Raw genomic sequence first — 12,844 nt, 5'->3', positions numbered from 1 at the left:
GGCCGGCGGACGGGGCTAGCGGACGTTCTTGGCGAAGAAGTCGAAGGCCTGCTTCGCCTGGTCCTGCAGCGAAGGGCCGGCCTGGTACCCGGCCGGACCGCGGTCGCCGATCGCGCCGACGCTGATCAGGTTGGGTTTGCCGTCCCTGGTGACGAACCAGCCGCCGCCACTCGACCCGGCGGTCATGGCGCAGCCGATCACGTACATCGGCGGGCGGGTCGGGTCGAAGGAGAGGCGGCCGGGCGGGACCGGGGAGTCGCAGTGGTCCAGCTCCGTGCCGTCGAAGGGCCGCTCGGCCGGGTAGCCGTAGGCCGCGGCCGCGGTGATCCGGTCGCGCGGGGCGTTGAACCAGACCGGGACCGAGCCGCCGACCGTCTCCTCCAGGGACGCGCCGGAGCCGTTCTCGGCGCGCACCCGCAGGATCCCGTAGTCGAACTGGTTGTGGGCGCCGACGCCGCTCTCCTGGAGCCAGGTCGGCGACACCAGCGCGCGCACCGCCGTCCACCGGCCGTACGGGGCGCTCTGCGCGTCGGAGTGCGGCTTGCCGCGGGCCGCCTGGCCGTCCCGGTTGAAGCCGGGCACGAACACCAGGTTCTTCTGCCAGCCGCCGCCCTTGCCGTCGTGCAGGCAGTGCGCGGCGGTGTAGACGAGGTTGCTGCGCCCGGGGTTGAGCGGGTCGGCGACCACGGTGGCGGAGCAGGCCGCGTCGCCCTGCGGCGTGGTCATGAAGAGCCGGCCGACCACGGCGGTGGCCTGGCCGTACGGGTGCGGCTGGGGCTGGGCCGGGACGGCGGCGGGCGGGCCGTCCCGTTCGACGCCGGCGGCGGCTGGGGCGGTGAGCGAGTACTCCGGGGTGGGCCGGGGCTTGGCGGCGTCCATCCGGGCGGCCGACCAGAAGCCCGCCGCCGTCTCGTTGGCGAACCTGCTGTCGGCGACGTACTTCGTCCAGTCCTCCAGCTTCCAGCCCGTCAGGTCGCCCAGGCTGGTGGGCGCGGAGGTGGGGAGGGCGGGGGGCGGGGCGACCGGCCGGGCGGGACCGTCCGGGCCGCAGCCGGCCGCGGCCAGGGCGGCCGCGGCGAGCAGCGCGGCGACGGCCGTCCTGGCGCGGCGCGCCCGGCTGGTGTTCGTCGGCATGCTGGATCGTCCCCCGTGCTGTGCTGGTGTTTCCGTTCCGCCCCCCGGTGGCGGCTACTGCTTCCTGGAGATCCAGTCCAGGGCCTGCTTGGCGACCGTCTCCAGGTACGGGCCGCTGAGCGAGGTGTGGTCCTGGGTGCCGATCGAGGTGTTGCTGACCAGGGCGGTCTTCCCGTCGGGCATGGTGGCGAACCAGCCGCCGCCGCTGGAGCCCTGGGTCATGTTGCAGCCGATCGTGAGCATCGTCGGGCGCTTGGCGTCGAAGGAGAGCCGGGTCGGCTTGCCGCCGTCGCACTTGTACAGCTCCTGGCCGTCGAACGGCTTGAGCAGCGGGTAGCCGGCGGCCGAGACGTTCAGCTTGTCGCGCGGGGCGTCGAACCACACTGGGACGGCCGAACCGACCGTCTCCTCCAGGGACTTGCCGGTGTCGTTCTGGTTGTGCACGCGCATGACGGCGAAGTCGTACTGGTTGGCGGCGTCGCCGGTGCCGCCGCCCTCGACCATCCACTGCGGCGAGGTGGTGACCTGGTCGGCCCACCAGGTGCCGAGCGGGGCCAGTTCGGACAGCGGTGCGCGCTTGCCGCCGCTGGAGGCGCCCGAGTTGTTGTAGGCGGGCACGAACACCAGGTCCTTGTAGAAGCTGCCGCCCTTGCCCTCGTGCACGCAGTGGCCGGCCGTCCAGACCAGGTTGCTCCGGCCCGGGTGCTGCGGGTCGGCGATCACCGTCGCCGAGCAGTTGCCGCGGCCCCCCTTGGCGGAGAAGAACACCTTGCCGGAGGGCTGCTTGGTGTACGGGCGGGGCAGCGCGACGGCGTTGACCACCGGCGGTTCGGGGTCGGTCACGCCGTCGTCGGTGGCGGGCGCGGGGGTGGCCGGGGCGGGCTTGGTGGCCGGCGGGGCCGGCTCGGCGGGCTTGGAGTCGCCCATCGTGTCCGGGTCCCAGAAGTCCTTCACCACCGGGTTGTCGAAGACGTGCTTGGACGCCCACTTGTCCCAGTCCTCGAACTTCCACTTCTTCAGGTCGTCCCAGCTCCTCGGCAGGCCCTCCAGCAGGCTGGTCGGCAGACCGGAGGGGAGGGTGATCCCGCCGATCACGCCACCCCCGCCGCTGCCGCCGGTCGCCGCGGCCGAGGACGGCGGCGGCGCGGCGCTGCCCGGGCCGTCACCCGCCGGGCCGTCCGGCCCGCAGGCGCTCGCGGCGAGCAGGGTTCCGGCGACCACGGCGGCGGCCAGGGCTGATCGGTGGATCGTAGGCATCTGTGCGCTTCCCCCTGTGCTCGGTCGGTTCTGTGCTGGGTCGGTCTGTTCCGGGCCGGTCTTCGCATGGTCGTGCCGGGCCCGGCCGGTGTCGGCCTGCCCGGTGACGGCCCGGCCGGTGTCGGCCCGTCCGGTGACGGGTCGTCCGTGCGCGGCCGGTCCGCCGTGGGCGGGCCCGCCGTCCTGGAGTCTTCCATCGCGGACGAGGACGACCGTGTCCGCCCCCCGGTTGCGGGCCCGTCAGGAGGTCGCCGGTCCGTGACGCGGGACCGTCGGCTCGTTGGCACAGCAGGGCATTTCGCCCCGATGGTGGACAATCCCCGATCTTCACCCGGACGAGTGAGCCGTCCTTGTGATCACCCCTCAGGGATAGGTAACCCTTACCTGACGCGACGGTGAGAGCGCTCGCCGACCCCTCCACCACAGTGCGCGTCCGCACCCCCACGCGCCCCAAGGAGCAGCCTTGAGCACCGCCCTCACCGGAGCCCCGCCCGAACCGCCGCAGCCGGCGGAGCCCGTGCGCGAGGAGCACCAGCCCGGGCCCGACCCGCTGCTGCACCCCGACCCCGCCGTCGCCGCCGAACAGGCCGCCGTGGAAGCCCTGTTGCGCTGCTGGACGCGGGAGACCGGGGCCCGGCCCGGCCCGGACGGCCGGCTGCGGATCGCCGTCCTCGGCGGCGCCGCCCGGCTCACCGCCCCGGTCCGCTACTGGTCGCCCGGCGGCTGGCACCGCTTCGGTCCGGCCACCCTCGCGGCCGGCGCGGGCGGCGTCGTGGCGGAGGGGGCCGACGCCCCGGTGGACGCCGTCACCGCCGCCGCGCTGCTCGCCGCCGCGGCCGCCGAGCGACCCGACCCCGGACAGGTCGCCGACCTCGCCGCCCGGGTCGCCGACTCGGTCGTCCGCACCGCCGAGATCCTCGCGCACCGCCGCACCGCCGCCGTGCCCGGCGGACCGGAGCGCTCGCACTTCCTCGCCGCCGAGCAGTCCCTGCTCCTGGGCCACCCGCTGCACCCCACCCCGAAGAGCCGCGACGGGCTCGGCCCCGCGCAGAGCGCCGCCTACTCGCCCGAACTGCACGGCTCCTTCCAACTCCACTGGTACGCCGTGGACCGCGAGCTGCTCGCCGCGGGATCCGCCGTCGCCGAGAGCGCCGACCGGCTCACCGCCGGGCTGCTCGACGGCCGCCTCGCCCTGCCGCCCGGCACCGCAGCCCTGCCCCTGCACCCCTGGCAGGCCCGCGAGCTCGCCCACCGCCCGGCCGTCGCCGCGCTGCTCGCCGACGGACTGCTGCACGACCTCGGCCCGGCCGGCGAACCCTGGCACCCCACCTCCTCGGTGCGCACCGTCTACCGGCCCGGCACCCCCTGGATGCTCAAGCTCTCGCTCGGCCTGCGGATCACCAACTCCCGCCGGGAGAACCTGCGCAAGGAACTGCACCGCGGCCTGGAGATGCACCGGCTGCTGGAGAGCGGCCTGGCCGCCGAGTGGCGGGCCGCCCACCCCGGCTTCGACATCGTCCGCGACCCGGCCTGGATCGGCGTCGACCACCCGGCGCTCGGCGACCCGGGCGGCCTGGACACCGTGCTGCGCGCCCAGCCCTTCGCCCCCGCCGAGCGCGCGCTGTGCGTCGCCGGACTGGTCGCCGAACAACCGCTCGGCACCGGCGACACCGTGCCCTCCCGGCTCGGCGACACCCTGCGGACGCTCGCCGCGCGCTGCGGCCGCCCGCTGCCGACGGTGACGGCCGAATGGTTCCTGCGCTACCTGGACGCCGTGGTGCTCCCCATCCTGTGGCTGGACGGCCGGGGCGGCATCGCCCTGGAGGCGCACCAGCAGAACAGCCTCGTCCTGCTGGACGCCGACGGCTGGCCGAGCGGCGGCCGCTACCGCGACAACCAGGGCTACTACTACCGGGAGAGCGCCGCCGAACGGCTCACCGCCCGGCTGCCCGGCCTCGGCGCCGACAGCGACACCTTCCTGCCGGACCCGGTCATCGACCACCACTTCGCCTACTACCTCGGGATCAACCACGTCCTCGGCCTGATCGGCGCCCTCGGCTCCCAGCGGCTGGCCGACGAGACGGTGCTGCTGGCCGCGCTGCGCCGGTTCCTGGCCGGACCGCGGGTCGCCGCCACCGGCTCGGCGCTGCCCGCCCTGCTGCTGGACGCGCCCACGCTGCCCTGCAAGGCCAACCTGCTCACCCGGATCAACGGCATGGACGAACTGGTCGGCCCGGTCGCCAGCCAGTCCGTCTACGTGGACATCCCCAACCCGGTGGCGGGTGGCTGATGCTGGACGACCTGCCCGGGTGGGGCGCGATCCCCACCCCGGCCGGCGAGTTCCGGCTCAGCCCGGTCCGGCTGCCCGCCGACCTGGAGCTGCTCGCCGGATGGATGAACGACCCCGAGGTCGCGGCCTTCTGGGAGCTCGCCGGGCCGGCGGAGGCCACCGGCCGGCACGTCCGGGCGCAGCTGGACGGCGACGGCCGCAGCGTCCCCTGCCTCGGCCTGCTCGACGGCGAGCCGATGAGCTACTGGGAGGTCTACCGCGCCGACCTCGACCCGCTGGCCGCGCACTACCCGGCCCGGCCGCACGACACCGGCGTCCACCTGCTGCTCGGCCCCGCCGCCAGCCGCGGCCGGGGGCTCGGGGCCGTCCTGCTGGCCGCGCTCGCCGAACGGATCCTGCGCCGCCGCCCGGCCTGCGAGCGGGTCGTCGCGGAACCGGACGTCCGCAACCGGCGCTCGGTCCGGGCCTTCGAACGGGCCGGGTTCCGGGCGGCCGGCGAACTCGACCTGCCCGACAAGCGCGCCGCCCTGATGGTGCGGGCCCGGGCTCCCCGCGCCGTGTAGCCCCGACCCGCGGGGCCCGGGCAGCACCCGACCCGCCCGGGCCGACCACGCCCCGCCCCGACCCCTCCCGGCCCCGACCGATCCGCCCGGCCCGACCGATCCGCCCCCGGCCCCGGCCGATCCGCCCGGCCCCGACCCCGCCTAGGACACCCCGTGGACACCCCAGCACCGCCGCCGCCGTACGACCTGCTCGGCGTCGGCATCGGCCCGTTCAACCTCTCGCTCGCCGCGCTCGCCCAGCCCGTCCCCGGCCTGCGCACGCTCTTCTGCGACCAGCGCCCGGAGTTCCGCTGGCACCACGGGATGCTGGTGGACGGGGCCCGGATGCAGGTGCCGTTCCTCGCCGACCTGGTCTCGCTGGTGGACCCGACCAGCCCGTGGTCCTTCCTCAACTACCTGCGCGAACAGGACCGGCTGTTCCCGTTCTACTTCGCCGAGCGCTTCCAGCTGCCGCGCCGCGAGTACGACCACTACTGCCGCTGGGCCGCCGAGCGGCTGGCCAACTGCCGCTTCGGCACCGAGGTCACCGCCCTGCACTGGGCCGCCGCACCGGGGGAGGAGCCCTGCTACCGGGTCGAGCTGACCGACACCGCGACCGGCCGGCGGTCCACCGTACGGGCCCGCAACCTGGCCCTCGGCGTCGGCACCCGCCCGGTCCTGCCCGACGCCTTCGCCGGCCTCGCCGACCACCCGCGGGCCTTCCACTCCGCCGACTACCTGGACCGCCGCGCCGACCTGGCCGGCGCCCGGGACATCACCGTGATCGGCAGCGGGCAGTCCGGGGCGGAGGTCTTCCTCGACCTGCTCCGCCGCCACGGGGACGACGGCGTCCGGCTGCGCTGGCTCACCCGCACCCGGGCCCTCGCACCCATGGAGTACTCCAAGCTCGGCCTGGAGCACTTCACCCCCGACTACACCCGCTACTTCCACGGCCTGCCCGGACCCGTCCGGGACGCCCTGGTCACCGCCCAGTGGCAGCTCCACAAGGCCGCCAGCGCCGAGACCCTCGCCGAGATCCACGACCACCTCTACGAGCGCACCATCGGCCGCCCGATCGACGACGCGCCGGTCGAGATCACCCCCGGCACCGCCGTCACCGGCACCCGCCCCGGCCCCTGCGGCGGCCTCGAACTGCACTGCCGGCACACCGACTCCGGCGCCGAGCACCTCCTGCGCACCGACGCCGTCGTGCTCGCCACCGGCTACCGGGCCGCCCGCCCGGCCGCGCTCGAACCGCTCGCCGACCTCATCGACTGGGACGAGGCCGGGCGCTACCGCGTCGACCTGGACCACCGGGTCGCCACCCGGCCCGGGCTCACCGGCGGCCTCTACGTCCAGAACGCCGAACTGCACACCCACGGCGTCGGCACCCCCGACCTGGGACTCGGCGCCCACCGCGCCGCCGTGATCCTCAACGCCGTCACCGGGCGGACCGTCCACCGGCTGCCCGACCGCACCGCCTGGACCGGCTTCGCGCCGTCCGTCCCGGCACCGCCCGTCAGCGCACCCCTCGAACAGACCCCCGTCCTCCCCCGCCCCCAGGAGCTGACCCGTGCCGCAACCGTCGGCCGCTGAACCGCCGCTCTACCTGCCCCCGCACCTCACCGCCGGGCACTGGCAGCGGGCCGGCCGCGCCCTGCTCGCCAAGATGCTCGGCGAGTTCGCCTACGAGGAACTGCTCAAACCCGCGCCCGGGGCCCTCGACGGCGAGTACCTGCTGAAGCTGCCCGAGGTCGAGTACCGCTTCACCGCCCGGCGCGGCGCCTACGACGGCTGGCAGGTCGAGCCCGAGTCGATCACCTGCTCCCGCCCCGACGGACTGGACCCGCTGCGCTTCCTGCCGTACGCCCGGCAGACCCTCGGCATGCGCGGCGAGACCACCGCCCACCTGATCCGCGAACTCTCCGCCACCCTGACCTCCGACGCCCGCCAGCTCGCCACCGCGCTCACCGCCGCCGAACTCGCCGAGCTCGACCACACCGCGCTGGAGGGCCGGCAGGGCGGCCACCCCTGGATCGTCCCCAACAAGGGCCGGATCGGCTTCTCGGCCGGCGACGCCGCCCGCTGGACCCCGGAGGCCCGCAGCCCGCGCCCACTGCCCTGGATCGCCGTCCACCGCCGGCTCGCCGAGTACCGGGGCGTGCCCGGCCTGGAACACCCGGAGCAGCTGTACGCCCGCGAGCTGGACGACGTCGGGGCACTGCGCGCCGCCCTCGGCCCGGACGCCGACGACTACCTGCTGCTGCCCGTCCACCCCTGGCAGTGGGAGGAGACGGTCCTGCCCCTGTTCGCGCCCTGGATCGCCTCCGGCGAGATCGTCCCGCTGCCCTCGGACGGCGACCCACGGCTGCCCCAGCAGTCCATCCGCTCCTTCTTCAACACCGCCCACCCCGAGCGCTGCACCGTCAAGCTGCCCCTGTCCATCCTCAACACCCTGGTCTGGCGCGGCCTGCCCACCGAACGCACCCTGGCCGCGCCCGCCGTCACCGCCTGGCTGCACGGCCTGCGCGACGCCGACCCGTTCCTGCGCGACGAGTGCCGGGTGATCCTCCTCGGCGAGATCGCCTCCGTCACCGTCGACCACCCCGTCTACGGCGCGATGCCCGAGGCCCCGTACCAGTACAAGGAACTGCTCGGCGCGATCTGGCGCGAACCGCTCGGCCCCTTCCTGGACGGCGGCGAGCGCGCCCGCACCCTGGCCGCCCTGCTGCAGACCGGCTCCGATGGGCGGGCCCTCGCCGCCGAGCTGATCGCCCGCTCCGGCCTCACCCCGGCCGAGTGGACCGGCCGGCTGTTCGCCGCGATGCTGCCGCCCCTGCTGCACTTCCTCTACCGGTACGGGCTGGTCTTCTCCCCGCACGGCGAGAACGCCATCGTGGTCTTCGACGAGCGCGACACCCCGACCCGGCTCGCGGTCAAGGACTTCGTGGACGACGTCAACCTCAGCTCGCAGGACCTGCCCGAGCTGCGCGACCTGCCCGCCGAGGTCGCCGACGTGCTGCTGCGGGAGGGGGCGCAGGGGCTCTGCCAGTTCATCCACTCCGGGCTGTTCATCGGCGTCTTCCGCTACCTCGCCCCGCTGCTGGAGGCGCAGACCGGACTGCCCGAGACCGAGTTCTGGGCCCTGCTGCGCGCCGAGGTCCTGCGCCACCAGGACCGCTTCCCCGAGCTGCGCGAGCGCTTCGAGCTGTTCGACCTGTTCCGGCCCCGGATCGACCGGCTCTGCCTCAACCGCAACCGGCTGCTTCTCGACGGCTACCAGGACCGCCCGCACCGCCCGCACGCCGCCCGGTTCGGGACCGTGCCGAACGCGTTGGTGGCGGTGGACGTGCGGCTGCCCGCGCAACGGGACCGGATTGTCACCCCCGCCCCGTAGGGTGGGAGGGTCATGACGAACGACTCCGAATCCCACGACTCCGAATCCCAGCGGGCGGCGGACCTCGGCGACGACGCCGGGGAAGCCGTGGCCGTCCCGCGCTCGCGGATCCCCGAGCTGCTGCACGCCGCGGTGGCGGCCGTCGGCGGCGTCGAACGCCCCGGCCAGGTCCGGATGGCCGAGGCCGTCGCCGACGCCGTCGACCACGGCGAGCACCTGCTCGTCCAGGCCGGCACCGGCACCGGGAAGTCCCTGGCCTACCTGGTGCCCGCGCTCGCCCACGGGGACCGCGTGGTGGTCGCCACCGCCACCCTGGCGCTGCAACGCCAGCTGGTGGAGCGGGACTTGCCGCGCACCGTCGAGGCAATGCACCCGGTGCTGCGCCGCCGCCCGCTGTTCGCGATGCTCAAGGGCCGCTCCAACTACCTGTGCCTGCACCGGGCCAACGAGGGCACCCCGAGCGACGAGGGCGAGGGCCTGTTCGACCCGGTGGACGCGCTCGGCGGGCCCACCGGCAAGCTCGGGCAGGACGTGCTGCGGCTGCGCGACTGGGCCGAGGAGACCGAGACCGGGGACCGGGACGACATGAGCCCCGGCGTCTCCGACAGGGCCTGGGCCCAGCTGTCGGTCACCTCCAAGGAGTGCCTGGGCGCCACCCGCTGCCCGTACGGGCAGGAGTGCTTCGCCGAGAAGGCGCGGGAGCGGGCCAAGCTGGCGGACGTCGTGGTCACCAACCACGCGATGCTCGCGATCGACGCGATCGAGGGCGCTCCGGTGCTGCCCGAACACGGGCTGCTGATCGTGGACGAGGCGCACGAGCTGGTCAACCGGGTCACCGGTGCGGCCACCGCCGAGCTGACCGTCGGCGCGGTCAACCGGGCCGTGAAGCGGGCCGCCCGGCTCGCCAACGAGAAGGCCGTGGACGCCCTGCAGGCCGCGGCCGAGAACTACCACGGCCTGATGGAGACCGCCCAGCCCGGCCGGGTCGAGGAACTGCCCGAGTACCTGGCGTACGCGGTCACCGCGATCCGGGACGCCGCCCGCCAGGTGATCAGCTCGCTCGGCGAGACCAGGGACAAGGGGCTCAGCGACGAGGACGCCGTCCGCAAGCAGGCGATGGCCTCGGCCGAGACCCTGCACGAGACCGCCGAGCGGTTGCTGGAGGACTCCGAGTACGACGTGGTCTGGATCGAGCGCAGCGACCGCTACGGGCTGGGCACCGCCTCGCTGCGGGTCGCCCCGCTGAGCGTCTCCGGGCTGCTGCGCGAGGGGCTGTACAAGGAGCGCTCGGTCGTCCTCACCTCGGCCACGCTCAAGCTCGGCGGGGACTTCAACGGTGTCGCCGCCTCCGTCGGCCTGCCGTCCGAGACCCGGCTGCCGGACGTCCGGACAGCCGGGGACAACCCCGAGCCCGGCCCCGGTTTCGGCGAGGACGCGGTGCCGCACTGGCGCGGGATCGACGTCGGCTCCCCGTTCAAGTACCCCAAGCAGGGCATCCTGTACGTCGCCAAGCACCTGGCCGACCCCGGGCGCGATCCCGAACGGCCCGACATGCTGGACGAGTTGGCCGAGCTGATCGGCGCGGCCGGCGGTCGGACACTGGGCCTGTTCTCCTCGATGCGCGGCGCCCAGGCCGCCGCCGAGGCGATGCGGGAACGGCTCGACCAGCGGATCCTGCTCCAGGGGGAGGACACCCTCGGCGAGTTGATCCGCGAGTTCGCCTCGGACGCGTCCACCTGCCTGTTCGGCACGCTCTCGCTCTGGCAGGGCGTGGACGTGCCCGGTTCGGCCTGCCAGCTGGTCGTGATGGACCGCATCCCGTTCCCCCGGCCCGACGACCCGCTGATGAGCGCCCGCCAGAAGGACGTCGAACAGCGCGGCGGCAACGGCTTCATGGCGGTCGCGGCGACGCACGCGGCGCTGCTGATGGCGCAGGGCGCGGGTCGGCTGGTGCGCGCGGCGGACGACCGCGGCGTGGTGGCGGTGCTCGACCCGCGGGTGGAGACCAAGCGGTACGGGGGCTTCTTCCGCTCCTCGATGCCCGAGTTCTGGTACACCACGGACCGCAACCAGGTCCGCCGCTCGCTGGCGGCGATCGACGCCTCGGCGGCTCCGGTGCGGCCGGTGGTGAAGCGGGGCTGATCGCCGACTGACCGTCCCGGGCCGTGATGCGCCGGCCACTCGTGGTGCTCCGGCCGGCGTTCCCGGGCGGTGCGGGCCCAGGCGGCACGGCCCCGGTCGGTGCGGGCCCGGGAGGTGCGGGTCCAGGCGGCACGGCCCCGGTCGGTGCGGGCCCGGGAGGGAACGACGGAGGGGCTCCCCGCGGATCGCGGTGGAGCCCCTTCCCGTTGCCGTGGGCCGCCGGAGGGTGTCCGGGGGTCTCCGAGGGCGCCGGAGGGCGTCAGAGGCGGCGCAGCACCGCGACGACCTTGCCCAGGATGGTCGCGTTGTCGCCGTTGATCGGCTCGTACGCGGGGTTGTGCGGCATCAGCCAGATCCGGCCGTCCTCGCGCTTGAGCCGCTTGACCGTGGCCTCGCCGTCGATCATCGCGGCCACGATGTCGCCGTTCTCGGCGACCGGCTGGCGGCGCACGGTGACCCAGTCGCCGTCGCAGATGGCCGCCTCGATCATCGAGTCGCCGCGCACGGTGAGCGCGAACAGCTCCCCCTCGCCGACCAGTTGGCGGGGCAGCGGGAAGACATCCTCGACCGTCTGCTCGGCCAGGATGGGCCCGCCGGCGGCGATCCGGCCGACCAGCGGCACGTAGGAGGTGGACGGGCGGCCCGCCGTCTCGGCGGTGTTGGGGCGCGCCACCTCGACGCCGCGGACCTCGTACGCCCGCGGACGGTGCGGATCCCGGCGCAGGAAGCCCTTGCGCTCCAGGGCCATCAGCTGGTGCGCCACCGAGGAGGTGCTGGAGAGGCCGACGGCCTGGCCGATCTCGCGCATGGACGGCGGGTAGCCCCGGCGCTGGACGGAGTCCCGGATGACCTCGATCACCCGGCGCTGGCGCTCGGTGAGCCCGGCCTCGTCGGTGCGGATGCCGGGCGGGCGGCCCGGCATCGCGCGGGCGGGCGAGGAGTGGGTGTCGTCCATCGCCGAGGAGTGTTCGATCGGCTGGTCGGGCACGCGGTTGGAGCCGGAAAGGGCCGTGCCGGAGAGCCGGTGGTCTTCGCTGCGGTCCATGCTGATGTCCACGCTCTGCTGATTCGTGGTGCGCTGCCCCACCTTGAACTGGGAGTGTTCCTGCACCGGGATGGTGTTGCTTTCGATCGTGTTCACGGCGGCCCCTCTCGACGGCTGTCCTCTCCCTTTTCCAGCCCAACGCACCTCCTATCGAAAGGTTGCGCCAAACACACGTTCGAGTGAATTATTCGGGAGTTGGCTGACTCGATCAAGGCTTTGTTGTACATCGAGTAAATGTTCGACCGGAACCCGACTCCGGCAGTCTAATCGGCGTCGACACGCCAGGGGTGTCACTTCCCCCGAAGGCCTAGATGTAGTGGCTACAGTCCTCTCCGTGCCCAGTACTAGTGGTCGCCGCGCATGATCAGCTTGCCGAGGCCGGGGGCGCATCGCATAGACTCGACTGGTCCGCACGATCTGCCAGGGAGGGATCCCGAGGTGCACTGCCCCTTCTGCCGGCATTCCGACAGCCGCGTTGTCGACAGCCGGACCACCGAGGACGGCAGCTGCATCCGCCGCCGTCGGCAGTGCCCGGACTGCGGCCGCCGCTTCACCACGGTGGAGACGGCCGCGCTGATGGTCATCAAGCGCAGCGGCGTCACCGAGCCGTTCTCCCGGCAGAAGGTCATCACCGGCGTCCGCAAGGCCTGCCAGGGCCGACCGGTCACCGAGGACGCGCTGGCCCAGCTCGGCCAGCGGGTCGAGGAGTGCGTGCGCGCCAGCGGCAGCGCCGAGCTGACCACCCACGACGTGGGGCTGGCCATACTCGGCCCGCTCAAGGAGCTCGACGTGGTCGCCTACCTGCGCTTCGCCAGCGTGTACCAGGCCTACGACGGACTGGAAGACTTCGAGGCCGCCATCGCGGAACTCCGCGCCGAACGGCCCCGCACCCCGGAGACGGACGACGCCCGCGTGTCCGTCTCCGCCGCCGCGCCCTAGGAGGCGCCGGCGTCACCGGCCCCAGTCGGGGCTCGGCCGCATCACAAGGCCCCACGGGGCCCCGGCGTGCCCGGAAACGGGGCGCAGAACACTACAAA

9 protein-coding genes are annotated in these 12,844 nt (G+C 74.2%); 6 read left to right on the top strand and 3 right to left on the bottom strand.

Features of this window, described 5'->3' with window-relative positions; genetic code table 11:
* Window positions 1-15: 15 nt before the first annotated feature.
* Both ABT048_RS23285 and ABT048_RS23280 read right to left on the bottom strand, forming a co-directional pair.
* Entirely contained in the window at window positions 16-1,134 is a 1,119-nt protein-coding gene (locus ABT048_RS23285) for a trypsin-like serine peptidase (RefSeq protein ID WP_350523379.1), read from the bottom strand.
* A gap of 54 nt (window positions 1,135-1,188) precedes the next feature.
* Window positions 1,189-2,391: a trypsin-like serine peptidase gene (locus tag ABT048_RS23280; protein ID WP_350523378.1), complete on the bottom strand. Its 1,203-nt coding sequence runs from the start codon at window positions 2,389-2,391 to the stop codon at window positions 1,189-1,191.
* A 463-nt stretch (window positions 2,392-2,854) separates the two neighbouring features.
* Between ABT048_RS23280 and ABT048_RS23275 the strand changes: the two genes are divergently transcribed.
* The 5 genes from ABT048_RS23275 (at window position 2,855) to ABT048_RS23255 (ending at window position 10,762) form a co-directional block, all read left to right on the top strand.
* Window positions 2,855-4,681 (top strand): IucA/IucC family protein, encoded by a 1,827-nt coding sequence (locus ABT048_RS23275; protein ID WP_350523377.1) that lies wholly within the window; start codon window positions 2,855-2,857, stop codon window positions 4,679-4,681.
* Window positions 4,573-5,244 carry a GNAT family N-acetyltransferase gene (locus tag ABT048_RS23270; RefSeq protein WP_502894067.1) on the top strand — a complete coding sequence of 224 codons (672 nt, stop codon included), beginning with the start codon at window positions 4,573-4,575 and terminating at the stop codon, window positions 5,242-5,244. Before ABT048_RS23275 ends, ABT048_RS23270 begins: the two co-directional genes overlap by 109 nt.
* Before the next feature lie 153 nt (window positions 5,245-5,397).
* The gene (locus ABT048_RS23265; RefSeq protein ID WP_350523376.1) at window positions 5,398-6,819 is read left to right on the top strand and encodes a lysine N(6)-hydroxylase/L-ornithine N(5)-oxygenase family protein; all 1,422 of its coding nucleotides are present in this window, start codon (window positions 5,398-5,400) and stop codon (window positions 6,817-6,819) included.
* Entirely contained in the window at window positions 6,797-8,620 is a 1,824-nt protein-coding gene (locus ABT048_RS23260; RefSeq protein WP_350523375.1) for an IucA/IucC family protein, read from the top strand. The genes ABT048_RS23265 and ABT048_RS23260 overlap by 23 nt, the downstream gene beginning before the upstream one ends.
* 12 nt (window positions 8,621-8,632) lie before the next feature.
* Window positions 8,633-10,762 (top strand): ATP-dependent DNA helicase, encoded by a 2,130-nt coding sequence (locus ABT048_RS23255; RefSeq protein ID WP_350523374.1) that lies wholly within the window; start codon window positions 8,633-8,635, stop codon window positions 10,760-10,762.
* A 259-nt stretch (window positions 10,763-11,021) separates the two neighbouring features.
* On the opposite strand, the gene lexA is transcribed toward ABT048_RS23255, so the two are convergent.
* Window positions 11,022-11,717 carry a transcriptional repressor LexA gene (gene lexA / locus ABT048_RS23250; protein WP_270150969.1) on the bottom strand — a complete coding sequence of 232 codons (696 nt, stop codon included), beginning with the start codon at window positions 11,715-11,717 and terminating at the stop codon, window positions 11,022-11,024.
* A 528-nt stretch (window positions 11,718-12,245) separates the two neighbouring features.
* On the opposite strand from lexA, the gene nrdR reads away from it, so the two are divergent.
* Entirely contained in the window at window positions 12,246-12,746 is a 501-nt protein-coding gene (gene nrdR, locus ABT048_RS23245; RefSeq protein ID WP_350523372.1) for a transcriptional regulator NrdR, read from the top strand.
* Window positions 12,747-12,844: the final 98 nt, after the last annotated feature.

The sequence above is a fragment of the Kitasatospora sp. NPDC096140 genome, from assembly GCF_040303045.1.
Taxonomy (GTDB): Bacteria; Actinomycetota; Actinomycetes; order Streptomycetales; family Streptomycetaceae; genus Kitasatospora.
This window is presented reverse-complemented; position numbering and strand designations above follow the sequence as displayed.

Coding starts and splice junctions, on each gene's coding strand:
- lexA (WP_270150969.1), bottom strand. CDS start 11,717: ATGGACGACACCCACTCCTCGCCCGCCCGCGCGATGCCGGGCCGCCCG.
- ABT048_RS23285 (WP_350523379.1), bottom strand. CDS start 1,134: ATGCCGACGAACACCAGCCGGGCGCGCCGCGCCAGGACGGCCGTCGCC.
- ABT048_RS23255 (WP_350523374.1), top strand. CDS start 8,633: ATGACGAACGACTCCGAATCCCACGACTCCGAATCCCAGCGGGCGGCG.
- ABT048_RS23280 (WP_350523378.1), bottom strand. CDS start 2,391: ATGCCTACGATCCACCGATCAGCCCTGGCCGCCGCCGTGGTCGCCGGA.